General features: G+C 63.2%; 17 protein-coding genes. 10 read left to right on the top strand and 7 right to left on the bottom strand.

Translation table 11 applies throughout. The features are described from left to right. Window positions 1–358: 358 nt before the first annotated feature. Both FFS37_RS15980 and FFS37_RS15975 read left to right on the top strand, forming a co-directional pair. Window positions 359–1,087: an AzlC family ABC transporter permease gene (locus tag FFS37_RS15980; RefSeq protein WP_137931915.1), complete on the top strand. Its 729-nt coding sequence runs from the start codon at window positions 359–361 to the stop codon at window positions 1,085–1,087. Further along, the gene (locus FFS37_RS15975) at window positions 1,084–1,380 is read left to right on the top strand and encodes an AzlD family protein (RefSeq protein ID WP_137931914.1); all 297 of its coding nucleotides are present in this window, start codon (window positions 1,084–1,086) and stop codon (window positions 1,378–1,380) included. The genes FFS37_RS15980 and FFS37_RS15975 overlap by 4 nt, the downstream gene beginning before the upstream one ends. 237 nt (window positions 1,381–1,617) lie before the next feature. Here the strand turns inward: FFS37_RS15975 and FFS37_RS15965 are convergent, their stop codons facing one another. Beyond that, the gene (locus FFS37_RS15965) at window positions 1,618–3,462 is read right to left on the bottom strand and encodes an aminopeptidase P family protein (RefSeq protein ID WP_137931913.1); all 1,845 of its coding nucleotides are present in this window, start codon (window positions 3,460–3,462) and stop codon (window positions 1,618–1,620) included. A 530-nt stretch (window positions 3,463–3,992) separates the two neighbouring features. Here FFS37_RS15965 and FFS37_RS15960 point away from each other — a divergent pair. Continuing rightward, on the top strand, window positions 3,993–7,175 hold the full coding sequence (locus FFS37_RS15960) for an autotransporter outer membrane beta-barrel domain-containing protein (RefSeq protein ID WP_171026298.1): 3,183 nt from the start codon (window positions 3,993–3,995) through the stop codon (window positions 7,173–7,175). A 399-nt stretch (window positions 7,176–7,574) separates the two neighbouring features. Here FFS37_RS15960 and FFS37_RS15955 read toward each other — a convergent pair whose 3' ends face one another. Beyond that, the gene (locus FFS37_RS15955) at window positions 7,575–8,447 is read right to left on the bottom strand and encodes a 50S ribosomal protein L11 methyltransferase (RefSeq protein WP_137931911.1); all 873 of its coding nucleotides are present in this window, start codon (window positions 8,445–8,447) and stop codon (window positions 7,575–7,577) included. Window positions 8,448–8,459: 12 nt separating this feature from the next. Next, on the bottom strand, window positions 8,460–9,038 hold the full coding sequence (locus tag FFS37_RS15950) for an SCO family protein (RefSeq protein ID WP_137931910.1): 579 nt from the start codon (window positions 9,036–9,038) through the stop codon (window positions 8,460–8,462). A gap of 200 nt (window positions 9,039–9,238) precedes the next feature. On the opposite strand from FFS37_RS15950, the gene FFS37_RS15945 reads away from it, so the two are divergent. The 4 genes from FFS37_RS15945 to FFS37_RS15930 all read left to right on the top strand — a co-directional run bounded on the left by FFS37_RS15945 (window position 9,239) and on the right by FFS37_RS15930 (window position 11,610). Further along, on the top strand, window positions 9,239–9,745 hold the full coding sequence (locus FFS37_RS15945) for a cytochrome b (protein ID WP_137931909.1): 507 nt from the start codon (window positions 9,239–9,241) through the stop codon (window positions 9,743–9,745). Window positions 9,746–9,807: 62 nt separating this feature from the next. Next, a complete protein-coding gene (locus tag FFS37_RS15940) occupies window positions 9,808–10,341 on the top strand; it encodes a CreA family protein (RefSeq protein ID WP_232375686.1) in 534 nt (177 codons plus the stop codon). 85 nt (window positions 10,342–10,426) lie between these two features. Continuing rightward, window positions 10,427–11,068 (top strand): DapH/DapD/GlmU-related protein, encoded by a 642-nt coding sequence (locus FFS37_RS15935; protein WP_137931908.1) that lies wholly within the window; start codon window positions 10,427–10,429, stop codon window positions 11,066–11,068. A 248-nt stretch (window positions 11,069–11,316) separates the two neighbouring features. Beyond that, entirely contained in the window at window positions 11,317–11,610 is a 294-nt protein-coding gene (locus tag FFS37_RS15930; protein ID WP_137931907.1) for a hypothetical protein, read from the top strand. A 140-nt stretch (window positions 11,611–11,750) separates the two neighbouring features. Here the strand turns inward: FFS37_RS15930 and FFS37_RS15925 are convergent, their stop codons facing one another. Next, window positions 11,751–12,938 (bottom strand): hypothetical protein, encoded by a 1,188-nt coding sequence (locus tag FFS37_RS15925; RefSeq protein WP_232375685.1) that lies wholly within the window; start codon window positions 12,936–12,938, stop codon window positions 11,751–11,753. A gap of 352 nt (window positions 12,939–13,290) precedes the next feature. On the opposite strand from FFS37_RS15925, the gene FFS37_RS15920 reads away from it, so the two are divergent. Continuing rightward, the gene (locus tag FFS37_RS15920) at window positions 13,291–13,716 is read left to right on the top strand and encodes a low affinity iron permease family protein (RefSeq protein WP_137932045.1); all 426 of its coding nucleotides are present in this window, start codon (window positions 13,291–13,293) and stop codon (window positions 13,714–13,716) included. Between the two features lie 30 nt (window positions 13,717–13,746). Here FFS37_RS15920 and FFS37_RS15915 read toward each other — a convergent pair whose 3' ends face one another. Then, complete coding sequence (locus FFS37_RS15915) at window positions 13,747–14,613, bottom strand: SDR family NAD(P)-dependent oxidoreductase (RefSeq protein WP_137931905.1); 867 nt, start codon at window positions 14,611–14,613, stop codon at window positions 13,747–13,749. A gap of 248 nt (window positions 14,614–14,861) precedes the next feature. On the opposite strand from FFS37_RS15915, the gene FFS37_RS15910 reads away from it, so the two are divergent. After that, window positions 14,862–15,143, top strand: a complete 282-nt coding sequence (locus tag FFS37_RS15910) for a hypothetical protein (RefSeq protein ID WP_137931904.1) — start codon at window positions 14,862–14,864, stop codon at window positions 15,141–15,143. Window positions 15,144–15,177: 34 nt separating this feature from the next. Here FFS37_RS15910 and FFS37_RS15905 read toward each other — a convergent pair whose 3' ends face one another. Then, window positions 15,178–15,753, bottom strand: coding sequence for a TMEM175 family protein (locus FFS37_RS15905; protein WP_137931903.1), 576 nt, complete (start codon window positions 15,751–15,753; stop codon window positions 15,178–15,180). 239 nt (window positions 15,754–15,992) lie between these two features. On the opposite strand from FFS37_RS15905, the gene FFS37_RS15900 reads away from it, so the two are divergent. Further along, a complete protein-coding gene (locus FFS37_RS15900; RefSeq protein ID WP_137931902.1) occupies window positions 15,993–16,403 on the top strand; it encodes an SH3 domain-containing protein in 411 nt (136 codons plus the stop codon). A 73-nt stretch (window positions 16,404–16,476) separates the two neighbouring features. Here the strand turns inward: FFS37_RS15900 and FFS37_RS15895 are convergent, their stop codons facing one another. Continuing rightward, a complete protein-coding gene (locus FFS37_RS15895; protein WP_137931901.1) occupies window positions 16,477–17,949 on the bottom strand; it encodes an MATE family efflux transporter in 1,473 nt (490 codons plus the stop codon). Window positions 17,950–17,976: the final 27 nt, after the last annotated feature.

Genomic DNA, 17,976 nt, shown 5'->3' with positions numbered 1-17,976 from the left:
GGTGGCTACGTGCTCAAGCGGCACGTACAGCGTTAGCATGTTGGGACAAAGCAAAAGGCCGCCACTTAAAGTCACTCGATGTGTGGCGGCTTGCCAGAAAGCCGGTTTTGTCGTTGTCAGAAGTGTTCCACGAAGCGATCTCATCATCGAAACCAAAGGGCTCGGCGACGTCCCGGAAAATGAATGTGGGATATCGCGTAAATTCTAGCGACGATCATTTCCGCTGATCGTTTGGCTCAAGCGAATTCGTGTGACAAGGCAAGGTGTGCCACCTAAATACCGCCACTCCCTTTGTGGTCGTGCATGTCGTTGTCCCAAAACCGCAGGGCTTTTGGGCGACATGCATCAGGAGCGGTCGATGGCGACGGACGTGATTTCCGAGAGCGGCGCGAAAAGCGATTTCTGGCAGGGCGTGCGGTTGTCCATGCCGGTCGTGGTGGCGTCGGCGCCGTTCGCGGTGTTGTTCGGGGCGCTTGCCGTCGACCAGGGTTTCTCGGTCCTCGAGGCTTTTTTGATGAGCGCGCTGATCTATGGCGGCGCCAGCCAGATGGTCGGCATCCAGCTGTTCGGCCAGCATGTCGCGCCATGGCTGATCGTGCTGTCGATCTTCGCCGTCAACTTCCGCCATGTTCTCTATTCCGCCGGCATCGGCCGGCGCATCGCGCACTGGCCTGTCATCCAGCAGGCGCTCGGCTATTTCATCCTCACAGATCCGCAATACGCAGTGGCCGAGGCGCGGGCGCAATCCGGCCAGACCGTCGGCTTCGCCTGGTATCTGGGGCTTGGCCTGCCGGTCTACCTGTTCTGGATCGTGGAAAGCGCGCTCGGCGCGGTGTTCGGCAAGCTGATCCCCGACACGCACGCGCTGGGCATCGATTTCCTGCTGCCGATCTACTTCCTTGGCCTTGTCATGGGCTTCCGCAAGCGGCCGCTGTGGCTACCGGTGGTCATCGCCAGTGGTTGTGCCTCGATCGTCGCCTACAAGACCGTGGGCTCGCCCTGGCACGTCTCGATCGGCGCCATTGCCGGCGTGCTGCTCGCCGTCATTCTGCCTCCGCACCACAGCGGCGTGGGAGAACGGCCATGAGCACGACGTTCTGGATCATCATCGCCGGCGCGATCGCCACCTATCTGACGCGTATCGGCGGACATCTCGTCATCTCGCGTTTCGAAAACATCCATCCGCGCGTCGAGGCCGGCCTCAACGCCGTGCCGGCGGCGGTGCTGACGACCCTGGTGGCGCCGGAGCTGTTGAATGCCGGACCGGCCGAATGGGCGGCACTGGTGGTTACCGCCGTGGTTTCGCTGCGCGGCGGGCTGATGGCGATGTTTCTGGCGGGGGCGGCGGTGTTGATCCTGGCGCGGCAGTTTGTGGGATAATTCTGCCCGCGCGATCGTTTCGAATGTTGGCGCCGCCCCTCGTTGCCCTGCCGGGCATTTCTCCCCGTATAGTGACGGGGAGAAAGACGCCGTCATCGACACTTTCGCCAATTTTCGCATTTGCCGAAAAGCGCCTAGGGTCGCGACAGCTCCCTTCTCCCCGTCACTATACGGGGAGAAGGTGCCGGCAGGCGGATGAGGGGCAGCGGCAGCCTTCCAAGCTGAATATCTGCCGCCTCAAATCTTGGCGTCGTGCGGCAGCGGCGCCGTCGCCTTTTCGAGCCAGGCCAGCGTCTCGCCGTCTAGCATGGGCCCGATCTCGGCCAGCACGCGGGCGTGGTAGGCATCCAGCCAGTGCAGTTCGTCACGGTTCAGCAGATCCGTGCGCACCAGCCTGGTATCGATCGGCGCCAGCGTCAGCGTCTCGAAGCCGTGCATGGCGATGTCGCCGCCCTCGATCTGTTCGGCCGGCTGAACCAGGATGAGGTTTTCGATGCGGATGCCGTAGGCGCCTTCCTTGTAGTAGCCGGGCTCGTTGGACAGCATCATGCCCTCCAGCAGCTTCTCCGTCCCGGTGCGGGCGATGCGCTGCGGGCCTTCATGCACGGCCAGATACGAGCCGACGCCGTGGCCGGTGCCATGGGCGAAGTCGCAGCCATGCTTCCACAGCGCCATGCGGGCGACGGCGTCGATCTCCGAGCCGCGCGTGCCGGCGGGGAAACGCAGCATCGAAATGCCGATCATGCCTTTCAGCACCAGCGTGAAGCGCTCGCGCATCTCCTGCGTCGGCTCGCCGATCGGCACGGTGCGTGTGATGTCGGTGGTGCCGTCCTGATACTGCGCTCCGGAATCGAGCAGGAACAGCTCGCCCGCCTTGAGCTTGCGGCTGGTGGCGCGCGACACGCGGTAATGCATGATGGCGCCGTTCGGGCCGGCGCCGGAAATGGTGTCGAACGAGACATCGCGCAGCGGCATCTGCGTTTCCTCGCCGGTCTGCCGTCGGACCTCTTCGAGCCTGGTGACGACCGCGATCTCGTCGAGCGAGCCGGGTTTCTGCCGCTCCAGCCAGCACAGGAGTTTGGCCACCGCCGCGCCGTCGCGGCGATGCGCGGCGCGGCTGCCGGCGATCTCGGCCTGGTTCTTGGTGGCGCGCGGGATGCGGGCTGGGTCCGGGGCCGCGACCACCGTGCCGCCATTGTCCTCGACCAGCATGCGCAGCCTGTCCGCCGCCAGCACCGGGTCGAGCGCGATCCTCGCACCGCCCTTGGCGAGTGCTGCGACCGCCGTCTCGAATTCGCCGGGCTCATGCAGATCGGCAAGCTGGGTGAGATAGGCGGCGACCTGACGCGAGAATTTGCGCTTGTCCATGAACAGCTGATGCGAGCCATCGGCCGCCAGGATCGCGAAACCGAGCGCCAGCGGCGTGTGCGGAACGTCGCCGCCACGGATGTTGAAGGCCCAGGCGATGGAGGAGGGGTCGGTCAGCACCGCATGGGTGGCGCCGTCCTTGGCGATCGCGGTCGCCAGCCGGGCCAGCTTGTCCTTGGCGAGTTCGCCGGCGAAGCCGATCGGATGCAATTCGACCGGCGTCACGGGCGCGGCCGGTTGGTCCTTCCAGATGATGTCGATCGGGTTCTTGTCGAGGGGTAGGAGCACCGCTCCGGTCTTGTCGGCCGAAGCCTGCAGCGCCTTGACCTCGCTGATCGTGTGCAGCCATGGATCGAAGCCCAGCCGCGCGCCCTTGCCGAGATTGTCCTTGAGCCAGACGGCGGGTGGGTTGTCGACCAGGCTTTCGACCGTGAAAATGTCGAGATCGACCTCGTTTCGCACCTGCAGCGTGTAGCGTCCGTCGACGAAGATGAAGGCCCGGTCGCCCAGCACGATGGCCACGCCGGCGGAGCCGCTGAAGCCGGTCAGCCATTTCAGCCGCGCCGAGCGGTCGGCGACATATTCGCCCTGATGCTCGTCGGCGCGGGGAACGATGAAGCCGTCGAGACCATTGGCGGCCAGCCATTGGCGCAACAGCGCCACGCGCGGCTTGCCCACCGCCGGGTCGCCCGCGGAGTCGAAGGTCTGGAACATGATGGGCCTCCTGATATCGGCGTGACCGTAGCCTATGGGTCCTGAAAGCGGAATCGATTTTCAGCGGGCGCAACCCTGCTACAGCACCGTCTGGCTGACAACCATTTGGGAATGGTCCAGTCCTGACCTGAACGAACGTCTCGGCTTACTTGGAGCTGCATGTGTTGCAGGCGCGCAATTGTGATCAGAAAAAGTCAAATCCCACTGTCTTTTGAGCGTGCGCTAATTTGGGCGGCAAGCTATTCGTGTGGCGTCTTTGGGTTTGACCGGACGGGTGGGGGCCTTCCGATCGAAGTCGTTGTCGGAGGGCGCAGATGAATATTGGAAACCCTTGGCCATTTTGGCCAGTCGACGTCAGGCCGCGCCTGACGCACCCCCGATAAGTGATCCGGACGGTCGAGCGTGGGCTTCGCTCGCGTACCGTCACGGCAGTATTCGATCAACATCGTAGCAATGCCAGTATGCCCGTTGGGCGGGCGCGGAATTTGGGGCGAGATATGAACCGTTCGACAATGTCAGGTGGCACCTGCATGAGCCACAGCGCGAGGCGGCGGAGCCTGTTGGTGGGCACGGCACTGGCCGGGCTGGCATTGCTTGCCACGCCGGCCGCGGCACAGCAATGGACAGGCGCGACGAGCTCGGACTATACGGTGGGGACCAACTGGACCGGTGGCACCGCGCCGAATTCGATTATCGCCCCGGTGATCTTCGGATCCGGGGCCAGCACGACGACGGTCAACCTCGATACACCCTACCCGGCCGGCTATTTCCAGGCCGGTTCGGTAACGTTCAACGACCCGGGCAGCGCCTATACGGTGAACGTCTCCAACACGGCCTATCTGAATATCTATGGCGGCGTGATTAACACGTCCGGCGTGACCCAGAACTTCACCGTCACCGGCGACTCCAGTAGCTCGGCGGGATCATTCATAAACTTCCGGGACGATGACGCCGGCAGCAACGTCGTCTATACCATCAATGCCTACGGCGGCGTCGCTTTCTATTCGGCTAATACCGCCTCGGGCGCGAACGCGAAATTCGTCCTAAATGGTGGTTCTATCGGCTTTTCGGGGTTCGGCACGCTATCCCTGGGTTCCGTCGAGGGATCGGGTGCCTTGACCTACTCTGGAACGGGTGCCTCATCCGGAACCTTCGAGATCGGTGCGCTCGGCACCAGCACAACGCTCAACGGCCAGATCCAGGAACAAGACGGCCCCCTGTCGATCAACAAGGTGGGAGCGGGCACGCTGACGCTCACCGGGGCGAGTTCCTATACCGGAGGCACCAATCTCTATGGCGGCACACTCAGCCTCGGCAACAACAGCGCGCTGGGAACGGGACCGCTCAATGCCTATAACCAGACGACCATCGACATCCAGGACGGCATCACGATCGACAACGCCCTCAATGTCGACATTGGCGAGACCATCCATGTTGGCACCGGGACGGCTACCTATTCCGGCGTGATCACCAATGTGAGCGATCCCGCGCCGATCTTCAAAGCCGGGGCGGGCACACTCGTCCTGACGAACCACAATGACATCGGCGGTGCGGTGATCAACGGGGGAACGATCCAGGTCACCGTCGGCGATGCGCTGGGTTCAGGCCCGATCACGCTGAACGGCGGCACCCTGCAGGCGGGCGCGAGCCTCAGCCTAGCCAATGTCTCCTTCCTGTTCGGCCCCACGGGCGGGACGATCGACACCCAGGGGTTCGACGTCGCCACCAGCGCCAGCATGGGCGACAACGACACGCCGACCGGGACGTTCACCAAGACGGGCACCGGAACGCTGACGGTAAGCGGCTTTGCCAACAACAACACCTATTCCACGGCCACCGATGTCGCGCAGGGCACGCTCAAGGCGGGCAGCGCCAACATCTTCAGCAAGAACAGCGCCTATACGGTCGAAACCGGCGCGACGCTCGCGCTGAACAATTTCAGCCAGGAGATCGGTTCACTCGCCGGCGCGGGCTCGGTCACCACCGGGTCGGCGACATTGACGACCGGCGGCAATGACAAGTCGACCGTGTTCTCGGGCGGCCTGTCTGGCTCTGGCGGCCTCATCAAGACCGGAAGCGGAACCTTCGAACTCTCCGGTGACAGCAGCACGTTCTCCGGCGCGACCGAGGTCAAGACGGGCACGCTGCTGGTGACGGGCGATGTCGGCGCTTCCGTCGTCACTGTCGACAGCGGCGCCGAGCTCGGCGGCAACGGCACGATCGGCGGCCTCGTGGCCAATGGCACGGTCGCGCCCGGCAAGAATGCGATCGGCACGCTTACCGTGACCGGCAATGCCAGCTTTGCCGCTGGCTCGACCTATGCGGTGGAACTGGCGTCCACCAGCACTTCCGACCTGATCGACGCGTCGGGCACCGCCACCATCACCTCCGGCGCCGGGCTGACCGTCACCAAGCTCGATGCCACCGCCTATACGGTGGGTTCGCATTATACCGTGCTGTCGGCGACAGGCGGTGTCACCGGTCAATTCACGCTCGACTCCGACCCGGGGATTTCCAACTTCCTCAGTCTCTCTCTCGATAAGGACGCGAACAACGTCTATGTCGACGTCATCAAGAGCAAGAGCTTCGGTTCGGCAGGCCAGACGCCGAACCAGATCGCGACGGGCGAGGGACTGGACAGCGCCGCCAGCAGCGCCTTGATCACCGCGATCCTCGCCTTGCCCGACGATGCGGCGGCGCAGGCCGCATTCGACCAGCTCTCGGGTGAAATCCACGCCTCGGCCAAGGGCATGCTCCTTCAGGACAGCCACTTCCTGCAGGACGCGGTGACGGCGCGCCTGCGCGCCGCCTTCGGCGACAGCGGCAAGACCGCTTCACTGCCGGTCATGGCCTATGGCGAGGACGGCGTTCAGCCGGTCGCGGCCGACACGGACCGCTTCGCCTTCTGGACGCAAGGCTTCGGTTCCTGGGGCGGCACGGACAGCGACGGCAATGCGGCAGCCTTCGACCGCAACACGGGCGGCCTGCTGGCAGGAGCGGACGGTATGGTCGGCGACTGGCGGATCGGCATGATCGGCGGCTACAGCCGCACCAGCTTCAACGCCGACGACCGGAACTCATCGGGCGACAGCGACAATTACCACCTCGGCCTCTATGGCGGGACCAATTGGGGGGCGATCGCCTTCCGCACCGGTGCCGCTTACAGCTGGAACCGCATCTCGACCTCGCGTTCGGTCGCTTTCCAGGGCTTCAGCGACCACCTGTCGGCCGATTACGATGGCGGGACGGCGCAGGCTTTCGGCGAACTGGCCTACAAGACCGATGCCGGGCCGTTCGCCTTCGAGCCCTTCGCCAACCTTGCTTACGTGAACCTGCATACGGACGGCTTCACCGAGACAGGCGGCGCCGCGGCGCTGACCAGCGGCAGTTCAAGCACCGACGCGACCTTCACCACCTTTGGCGTGCGCGCCTCCACCGACATCACCATCGGCGGCGTGGCGGCGACCGCGCGCGGCATGTTCGGCTGGCGTCATGCCTATGGCGACGTGACGCCGCTGTCGACCTTCGCCTTCGCCGGCGGCGACAATTTCACCATCGCCGGCGTGCCGATCGCCAGGGATGCGATGTTGGTCGAGGCCGGCTTCGACGTGCAGCTGGCGCGCAACGCCACGCTCGGCCTGTCCTATGCGGGACAGTTCGGGCCGGATGCCTTCGACAATGGCTTCAAGGTCAATCTGGGCATCAAGTTCTAGGTTTTGGGGAACAGCGAGCGGCGTGGCGGACAAGGGTCCGCTGCGTCGCGCAAACTTGGCGCTGGAGATTGTCTCCTGCGCGCCAGATGCGCTTCGTGCGGTCGTAATCTGCAACAGCTTCAGGTCCGCCAAGCCCAGTCCGGCCGTGCCGATTGACAATTTTTGCAGGGAGCAGACAATCTTGCCGCTTGAGGGGGAAATGGGGATTCTGATGAAGAAGACTTATCTGCCGCCGAAACTTGTCAAGCGAGAGAAGCTGTCGAAGGTGGTTGCGTGTCCAACTCCTTCTCTCTGCAAGCCAATCTAAGCCGGCAAGGATCAAGGTGATTTGTCGAAGCCGGCTTTGATCCGGCTTTGGAGATTATTGCGGCTATGCCGCGGCAGACACCTGATCAGGCTTTAATGCTTGAGATGGATCGTCACCCAGCCTTCACGGTGCAGCGTGCGCACGTGGCGGAAATTCTGGCCGACATAGGCCGAGACGACGGCGTCGCGCTGTCGGTCGAGGATGCCTGACAGCACGATCGAGCCGCCGAGCGCGACATGAGCCGCCATTTGCGGCGCCAGGCGCATCAGCGGCCGCGCCAATATGTTGGCGACGATGAGGTCGAAGGGCGCGCGCCTGGCAAAGATCGGATGGTGGAAGCCCGGCGCTGTCACCGTCTCGATCAAGGCCTTCACATGATTGAGCCGCGCATTGGCGGCCGCGACACGCACTGCCACGGGATCGATGTCGGTGGCAAGCACCGGAATATGGGCGAGCTTGGCGACCGCGATCGCCAGCACGGCGCTGCCGGTACCGAGGTCGAGCGCGTTGCGCGGACGTTCGCGCCGCACGACTTTCTCCAGCATTTCCAGGCAACCCGCCGTGGTGCCGTGATGGCCGGTGCCGAAGGCAAGGCCTGCCTCGATCTCGATGGCGAGTTCGCCGCTGTGGCGCTTCCTGCGGTCATGCGCGCCATGGACGAAAAAACGGCCGGCGCGCACCGGTTTCAAACCCTCCAGCGAGCGCGCCACCCAATCGATGTCGGGCAGCGCCTCACGCTCGACCGGCCTCGACAGGGAAAGGCCGGCGAGGATGTCCATCACCCGCGCTTCCACCGCATCGACGTCGCCATCGGCATAGAGGGAGACTTCGTGGATATCCAGGTCCTCGTCGACCTCCAGCACGGCGATCGGCAGGCCGTCATCTTCAAAGGCGGTTTCAAGCGCCGCGAAGATGCGTTCGGCCTCGATCTTTCCGGTGGTGAAGTGGAGCCGCGTCTGGGTCATGTGGATTCTTTATCAGCCTTTGGCGGCAAGGCGCTTCAGCTTCTCCACGGCGGTGCTGGCGCTTTCGCCGTAGGCGATGGTGCCGGCAAAGTCGCCCTTGCCGTTGAGCAGCAGCACCGAGGCGGTGTGGTCCATCGTGTAGTCGCCGTCGCCGGTATCGACCTTCTTCCAATAGATGCCGAAGGACTTGGCCATGGCATACACCTTGTCCGGGTCGCCCGATATGCCGGTGATGCGGTCGGAGAAATTGCTGACATAGGCCTTCATGACCTCAGGCGTGTCGCGTGCGGGATCGATGGAGACGAAATAGGCATGCAGGTTCTTGCCGTCGTCGCCCAGCGTCTTCAGCCAGCCCGAGAGTTCGAAAAGTGTGGTCGGGCACACTTCCGGGCAGTGGGTGAAACCGAAGAAGACGACGCTGGGCTGAGCCCTGAAGGCGGCCTCGGTGATCGGTGCGCCGTTCTGGTCGACCAGCGTGAAGGGCGCGCCGAAGGGTTCGCCGCTGTAACGCTCCTGATAAAAGTTGAAGGTCAGCCAGCCGATGCCGGCCGCCATCAGGACGAGAATGCCGACAAGAATAGAACGCATCATCAATTGAAGTCCGCCATGAAGTCCGTGGGTGCCGGTTCGGCCGCAAACTGGCCGGTTCAGCGAACAGTCTTAGCGGTTCGACCGGGTGCGCGCAAAGATGCCGTCTTGCCGCAACCAGCCATGATGTCGTCATCAAAATCCGCTCTGTAAGCCCAAACCGCGTTTTCTCGCCCACGGCAGCGATATGGTGGAGCAACGTCATGCCTGACACAGGCGCAACGACCTACTCGAAAACCCAGGTCGTGCTGCACTGGAGCATCGCGCTGCTGATTCTCGTGCAGTTCCTGGCGCATGACGGAATGGAGCATGTGTGGCGCGCTTTCCGCCGGGGGCAGGAGGCTGCCGGGAGCGATGTCCCCATGGCCTATATGCATGTCGTGCTTGGCCTTGCGGTCCTTGTCCTCGCCTGCTGGCGGCTGCGGCTGCGCGTGACGATCGGTGTTCCGCCGGTGTCCGGCATGGAACACCCCGCCCTGCAATTGCTGGCCAAGGCGACGCATCTCGTCATCTACGCCCTGATCTTCATCGTACCGCTCTCGGGTATGGCCGCGTGGTTCCTGAACGTGCCGGGAGCAGGGCGGGTGCATGTGCTGGGCAAGGATATCCTGCTCTATGTCGTGCTGCTGCACACGGCCGGAGCGCTGTTCCAGCATTTCGTCCTCAAAAGCGACGTGCTGCGGCGAATGCTCTTATTGCGGCAGGCCTGACTTGCAATGGGCCTCGCCGCGTCCCACCTGAAACCGGCAAACTCGAACCGCAGGAGCCTGCCTTGCAAAATCCGATTGGGCAAAAACCGGTTGGGAAAAAACCGATTGGGCGAAAGCTGATCGGCGGCTTTCTGGCCGCGTGCGTCGTGCTTGGCGCTGGTGCCGCCGCCGCGGAGGAAGTCGGCAAGGTCGGCGTCGACTGGGTCGGCAACGACATCATGGTCGACGCGATCAAGGATCCCAAGGTCGACGGGGTGACCTGCCATGTCGCCTATTTCGATCGAAGCGTCATCGACCGCCTGCACAAGGGCAACTGGTTCGAGGATCCCAGCGATTCCTCGATCTCGTGCCGTCAGACCGGCCCGATCACCATTGGCGACATCGACATGAGCGAGGGCGGCGAGGAGGTCTTCAAGCAAGGCCTCAGCCTGATCTGGAAGAAGCAGGTGGTGAACCGCATCTACGATAAGAAGAACGAGACGCTGATCTACCTGTCGCACTCGCGCCAGGTCCAGAACGGCTCGGCGAAAATGTCGGTGACGACAGTGCCGCTTTACGGCCAGAACGTCGTGTGGACCAAAGGCAAACCGAACTAGAAGGGCTGCCCTTTTTAACGGATTGGCCCCACGGACAATTGCTCCTGCCTTGCAGGAGCAATTGCTCGGGCGTAAAGCCGCCGGCATGGACCGTTCCGAAGATCTCGTTGCCAAGGATTCCGAGCCGCGCATTCACTCGACGGCGGAGTTGAAGGGCTGCAAGCTCGGCCGCTATGCCGCGATCGGCGAGCGCGTCGTGCTGCGCGAGGTCGTCGTCGGCGATTTCTCGTATTTCGAACGGCATGCCGAGGCGATCTATGCAAGCATCGGCAAGTTCTGCTCGATCGCCGCCAACAGCCGCATCAACGCGCTGGAGCATCCGATCGAGAGGCTGACCCAGCACAAGGTCAGCTATCGGCCGAACGAGTATTTCCGCTGGCTGGGCGTCGATGCCCCATTCCGCGACCGCCGGCGCTCGAAAGCGGTGACCATCGGCCATGATGTCTGGGTGGGCCACGGCGCGGTGATCATGCCCGGCATCACCATTGGCAACGGTGCCGTGATCGGCGCCAATGCCGTCGTGACGCATGACGTGGCGCCCTACACGATCGTCGCCGGCGTGCCGGCACAGCCGCTCAGGCCGCGCTTCGCGCCAGCCGTCGCGGCACGGATCGAAGCGCTCGCCTGGTGGGACTGGCCGGTCCAGAAACTCGCCCGGGCTGTTCCCGACATGCAGGCAATGCCGATCGAGGCCTTCCTCGATCGCTGGGAAAACGACGCCGTTTAGGACGGCTTCCGCGCGCTTTCATTGCCGGCCATCGCCATTTGAAATCGCCAAATTCCGCAGAGTCAGAAGCTCTGACGGTAACCAATTTTCTTAACGTAAAATATTAGCGTTAAAAATTGGAAAACGAATTGTATCCGTCAAATTAAGCACTCCATGGTTGCAAGACTTTTCGTGAAATGCACTAATCAATGCAGGGGTAAGTCGTAAGAAGTCGAAGGAAAAACTGCTAGCAACAACGGAGAGAAGTCATGAAGAAGTTCGCACTTGTACTCACTGCTGCAATGGTTTCCTTTTCAACGGTCGGCGCCTATGCCGGTGGCTGGGGAGGTGGCTCGGGCAGCCTGATCAATGTGTCGCCGTCCATCGGCCTCGGCCAGGTGAACGCGCTGAACGGTGTTCTCAGTGGCAACAACATCCTGAGCGGCAACGTCGTTTCGGGCATCCTGAACGGCAACAAGACCAACGTCCTTACCGGCGTTCTCTCCGGTATCGGCGTCAATGTGCTCGGTGGCAACAGCTACAAGCTGGGCGGTCGCCACTAAGCAGCAAGGTAGGGGCAATAGTCCCTGTCGGGGGCAGGAGGGTCTCGCACACCCTCCTGCCTCGCTGGTTGTATCCGTGGTTTCAGGAAATTCCTGGAACTGCTCTCACTGGAAACAAGCCAGAACCGCGCAAGACGAGGTCAGATCTTGGCCCGCAGCGCGATGAATGCATCGACGGTGTGTTCGCGGTCGTCGATGACGGTCTTGATGGTCCGGTTGACATCGACCCGCACGACGATAGCCATCGACTTTGTCGCGTCATAGGTCGCCTCGGCGTAGACGCCGTCGCGCCGCTCCTGGTTCTCGTAGAGCAGATTGTCCTTGATCTCGTAGAATATTCCGGAGGCGAGGCCAAGATTCTCGCGCAGCTTCACGCCGATTTCCAGTTCCGCGCGCTGCAGCCACGAGGCCAGGGGATCGTCGGTGTTGGAGGTCTCGTAGCGGCCGAAATAGGTGCCGCGCAGTTCGAAGCCGCGCGGCAGCGGCTTGCCGAAGGTGACCTGCCAGGTCGGGCGCCAGCGCTCGTAGATATCGTTGGCGCCGCGCAGGAGTTCCGCGCCCAGAGCCACGCCGAGCGTCGAGCCGTCCGATGCCTTGTAGGCGGCTTCCGCGCGGATCGTGTAGGCGTTGAACGACAGGAAGAGCGGGGGATAGCCGATCTGCTCGACGCTGGCGAAAAGCGCCGACGCCGAGGCGCCGAAGGCGAACTGGCCGACGGTTCGCGTGATGCGTGCCGCCAGCTGGAAGAGGTTGCGGTCGGCGTGCAGCTTCGCCGGCAGGATCAGATCGTCCTGGAAATGTGTGGCGCCGAGTTTTTCGAAACTGTCGGCGGCTTCCAGGATCAGCGAGGTGGCGTTGCCCAGGTCGATGCCGAGCTGTGTCTGGGCGCCGAAGACCTGCTTGAATTCACGGGTTCCCAGCGTCAGCGGGCCGATGTCGAGATTGTCGCCGGTGCTCGACACGCGGTAGGTCAGTGTGCCCCGCAGTTCGAGACCAGGCGCAAGGCGGCGGAAGGCCTCGGCCGACACACCCATCGCGCGGTCGTCCTCGATCGTGGTGCGGTCGTAGTGCGAGACCTGGAAATCGGCGTTGAGTTTGGCGTAGGCGTCGTTGTCGCCCCATTGCTGCTGCAGCGTGCCGCGCAGCAGCGAGTACCAGTCGCTGACGTTGCGGTCGCTGTCCAGAGCGTTGTTGGTCCAATGCCGCTCGAGGCTGCCTGTTATGACGGGATCGGTGGGCGACGCCGCGGGATCGGTTGCCGGTGCGGTCGGCTCGGCGGCCGGTACGGTGGTGGACTCGGCCCTGGCCGTGACAGCAGCGCAGGCCATCACGAGGCCGAGGCAGGCGCTGCGGAGCAATTTGCGGGAAAGTGTTGCGACCGTATGGTCATGTGCCGGTCGGCGCTTTCGGGAAACCATGCTCCGCGCTCTCCGGACTGAAACCCCTTCCGTCATGCGGGGGTGGCGCGACGGAAGGGGCTGGAGGTAAACCGCTGTGAAGCGGAAGGAACAGGCTCTTTGCCTGCACGGTTACCATGCCATTAAACCGATAAGGTGTGTTTTCTATCGAATGCTCGCTTTGCGTGCATTCAATTGTGGCGGTTGTATTTGTCTTGGCGCGGGAACCCGAACCGGCCGCGGCCTGTTTCTGTTGGCGCAAGCCACCGAGGAACCTCGACACATGGAAAAACTCTTCACCAGGATCGCCAACTGGGTGGCCCACATAACCGGCTTGCCGCTGACGTTTGCCGTCTGCTGCCTGATTGTCGTCGTCTGGGCGGTCAGCGGCCCCTTTTTCAACTTCTCGGACACCTGGCAATTGGTGATCAATACCGGGACGACCATCATAACCTTCCTGATGGTGTTCCTGATCCAGAACACGCAGAACCGCGATGGCGCGGCGATCCAGGCCAAGCTCGATGAGTTGATCCGGGTCAGCGAAGGCCACAACCACTTCATCGGCATCGAACATCTGACGGAATCGGAAGTGGAAGAGATCCGCGACAAATGCGAGAGAGCGGCAAGCCGGCATGACGAGCAGATCGCGACCATGGCGGCGAAGAAGGCCGTGGCGCAAAAGCGCGGATCGAGAAAGAAGGCCGCCTGAGGTCTGGAGGCCGGGTTTGAGGATCGAGCTTTACTGCTTCAGGAAAGCCGCGAAACCATCCTTGTGGTCCGGGTGCCACCGCGACAGAGCGGGGCGATTTTCGATGATGTCGCCCATTGCCCAGGCCATGCGTTTCTCGTCCAGCGGCCGGGCGACCTCATTGTCCGGGCACAGGATGTAGAAGTCGCGTCCGGCCAGGGATTCCAGCATGAAATCAACGACCTGTTCGCCCGTCCAGGCACCGGCCGGCTTCTCGGTAGCGCCTTCGGTGAGGCCGGTATAGGTGAAGCCGGGGATCAGCAGGTGCGCTGAGAGGCGGCCGCCAGGCTCGTTGCGCAACGCATGCGCCAGCCCTTCGGTGAAGGTCTTCACGCCGGCCTTCGAGACGTTGTAGGCAAGGTTGCCGGGCGGTGTGGTGATGCCTTGCTTGGAACCGGTATTGACGATCAGGCCAGGCCGGCCCGACGCCAGCATGCGCGGCGCGAAGGCCTCGACGCCATGCACGACGCCCCAGAAATTGATGTCGATCAGCCGCTTCCAGGCATCGCGGTTTTCCCACGGTTTTCCAGGGTTGTCGCCGATGCCGGCATTGTTCATCAAGAGCGAGACCCCGCCGAAGGCGCCGAACGCGCGATCGGCGAGCCGATCGACCTCGTCGGGTTTCGAAACGTCCGATGCGACGGCAAGCACGGCGTCGTCACCGGCAATGGCGGAGATCGCCCGCGAAGCATCGTCCAGGCGCGCCCCGCCAATGTCGGCCAGCACGATCTTCATGCCCATCAACGCCAGCCGCTTCGCAGCCGCCAGGCCAATACCGCTGGCGGCGCCGGTGATGACGGCTGTGTTGCCTTGGCCAAGGGCGGGCAGGGCGGTCTGAATCTCGGCGTCGGACATCATCGACAATGGCTCCTTCTTTCGGAGGCCGAACTTAGAGCAATTCGAGGAAAAGCGTGAGCGGTTTCACCAGAAAAAGCGCGTAGAGCCTGTCCCCCGAGAATTACGCAAAAACAAAGAGTTAGAGCGCTTCGCCGACGTGTCTAACGGTAAAGTCCCCTTGCTCTGGGACGGGTTAAGCAAGCCCTTCCGGGTTGACCGGTCCGGCCAGGGCTGCGAATGCTGCCTCTTCGCAAAGGGAGATCTCCGGATTGACGGATTGGGTCGCGATTCTGAAAGAGCAGACCGCCACCGGCGACCAGATGGGCCGCGAGGTGCCGCAGATGCTCGCCAATCCCGACATCAGCGAAGCCCAGGTCAAGACGCTGTTCTCGGCGCTCGAAAAGCAGGCCGACTTCGTCGAGAAGCTGCGCATGGCGCTGGAGAAGTTCGGCCATGATTTCTCGATCATCAAGTCGGCGGAACGGCTCGAGGAGCGCTATGCCGACCTGGCCGCTTCGGTGGCGGAAAAGCTGAAGGCCATGCGCCGCTAGACCAGCCGGCCGGTTCTCCTTCACTCAGGTCAGACTATTTCTCGAGCACGCGCGAAAAACGTGTGTCCGGCACCAGCCAGACCAGCGCGATTGTGACATAGAGCCCGACGCCGATCCATCGATTGAGGAAGGCGAGCGCAATGGCGGCGACGTAGACGACAAGCGAGAGCCTGCCCTTGCGGTCATTGCCGATGGCCTTGGCGAAGGCCGTGTCCTGCCCATGCAGCTGATGCAGCGCGGCGACGAGGATGCCGTAAGCGGTGGCGCACATTGCAAGGTCGAAACCGTAGACCGCGACCGGAACGGTGGCGAAGTGGTTCTCGCCCATGAAGGCGGTCGTCACCGGCATCAGGGACAGCCAGAACAGCAGATGGAGGTTCGCCCACAGCACGCGCCCGTCGACGCGCTGCACGGTGTGGAACATGTTGTGCAGGTTGTTCCAGTAGATGCCGACATTGATGAAGGAAAGCACGTAACACAGGAAGATTGGCCATTGCGGCAGCAGCGCGGAGAAATCCTCGCCCTCCGGCACTTTGAGGTCGAGCACCATGATGGTGATGATGATGGCCACCACGCCGTCGGTGAATGCCTCGACCCTGCCTTTGCCCATGCTCAAACCCCTGCCGCAACCAATTGTCGAAAGACAGTAAACTGTTAGCGGATGTTGCCTTGCCGATAAACGGTGCGCGCAAAATTCCTAAACTATGTCTGCGGAAACTGTCCGGTCGGGCCGTGAACCATCATGAGAGGCGGCTACAACTTGTTGACTTTTCTTGGCTTCTGCCTCTCCCCTTGTGTCGCAGCCTCGCGCCGAAGCAATCAGCGGCCGGGGGTCGAATGGAGGGACTTATGAGATTTCGATTTCTGCTGTTGATCGCCACCATGGTGGCTGCCGTCTTCGGCTCGTCGGCCGCGGCCTTCGCCTACAGCGCCCATACCACGACCAATCTCAACGTGCGCACCGGGCCAGGCGCCAGCTACGCCAAGGTCGGAACGCTGCCGGCCGGCTTCAGGGTTGATGTCGCCGGCTGCCAGCCGGGCTGGTGCAGGGTCCATGGCGGCGGCGTCAGCGGTTGGGTCAGTTCGGGTTATCTCGCGCGCGCCCATGTGGTGCGCCCGCCCATCATCATCGTGCGTCCGCCGCATCATCGCCCGCCGCATTGGCACAAGCCGCCGCACCACCGTCCTCCGCACCACCGCCCGCCGCACAAGCCGCGTCCGGGCAAGTGCAAGATCGCGCCCGGCTTCTCCTGCAAGTAGGGCGGATCGGGAAATCGCATGACCAAAGAGGGCCGCCATCATCCGCGGCCCTTTTTCTTGGTTTGGTGGATGATCAGCCGTTCGGCGTTTCCGGCGCCATGTTGGCGCGCCCACGCGGGACGCCAAGTCCGGTGTCGGGCGGCTCGCCGGCGGCCGGCCTGTTCTCGATCATGTGCAAGGTGCGCCAGCCGCCGAAACGATAGTAGGCCGCCGCCAGGACCAGCGAGGTGATCGAACCCGCCGGAAAGCTCCACCACAGCGCTTCCTCGCCGATCACGCCGCGCATGAAATAGGCAAAGCCGGTGCGCACGATCAGCACCGAGATCACCAGGATGATCAGGGGAGGCATCACGGCGCCCGTGGCACGCACGGTGGCAAACAGCACGATGGTGATGCCGAACAGGATGAACGACCACGACGCGGTCGTGTTGATGTGAGCGGCGATGTCGATGGCCGCGCTGTCGCTGCTCAGGAACAGGCTGAGGATCGACCGGTCGAAGAGCCATAGCAGCGCGACCAGCGCGCCGGTCAGCACGAGGTTGAAGCCGACGCCGGAGGCGGCGATGCGGCCGATCCGGTCCCAGCGTCCGGCGCCGACATTCTGCGCGGCCATGGACGAGACCGCGGCGCCGATGGCGAGCGCCGGCATCTGGATGTAGGTCCACAACTGGGCGGCGATGCCATAGGCGGCGGCGACCTGCGAACCATATGAGTTGACGATGCCCATCACCGTCAGCGCGGCCGCCGAGATGACGATCATCTGCAGGCCCATCGGCACGCCCTTGAAGACGACGATGCGCAAAAGGGCAGGGTCGGGCCGCAGCAGGGCGAGATTGGCTCCGGCCAGGCGCAGCGGATGCTTGCGCGCATAGAGCACGACCAGGATGGCAATCACGCTCACCGTCTGGCCGATCAGCGTCGAGGTGGCCGATCCGGCGATGCCGAGCTCCGGGAATGGGCCGATGCCGCGGATGAGCAAGGGGTTGAGCACGATGTCGAGCACGACCGCCAGCGCCATGAAGATGAACGGCGTGCGCGAATCGCCGGCGCCGCGCAGCACGGTCATGACGAAGGACAGCAGGTTCATCATCGGCACGGCGACGAAGATGATGCGCAGATAGGAGCGGGCGAGCGGCAAGGCGTCCGGCGGGGTGCCCAGCGCGCGCAGGATGGCGTCGACCCAGATCCAGCCGCAGATGGCGAAGACCACCGAAACCAGGAAGAAGAAGGTGGCGCTGGTGCCGACGATGCGCCGCGCCTCGGGCAGGTCGCGGGCGCCGACCGATTGCGCCACCAGGATGGTGGCGGCCATGCCGATGCCGAACACGGTTCCCAGGATCAGGAACAGGACGAGATTGGCATTGGACGTGGCGGTGAGCGCCGATTCACCGAGGAACCGGCCGACCCAGACGGCATTGATCGATCCGTTGAGCGACTGCAGCACGTTGGAGCCGAGAACCGGAAGGGCAAACAGCAGCAAGGTGCGCGGGATCGGGCCACTGGTCAGGTCGCCGGTGCGCCGGCGCGTCGGCATTTTTTCGGTCATGGCAGGCAACTCGGCAAGGCTGATTTG

The sequence above is a fragment of the Mesorhizobium comanense genome (assembly GCF_005503535.1).
Lineage (GTDB): Bacteria > Pseudomonadota > Alphaproteobacteria > Rhizobiales > Rhizobiaceae > Mesorhizobium > Mesorhizobium comanense.
Note: the sequence above shows the minus strand (reverse complement) of the source record. Positions and strands in the feature narration are given on the sequence as shown.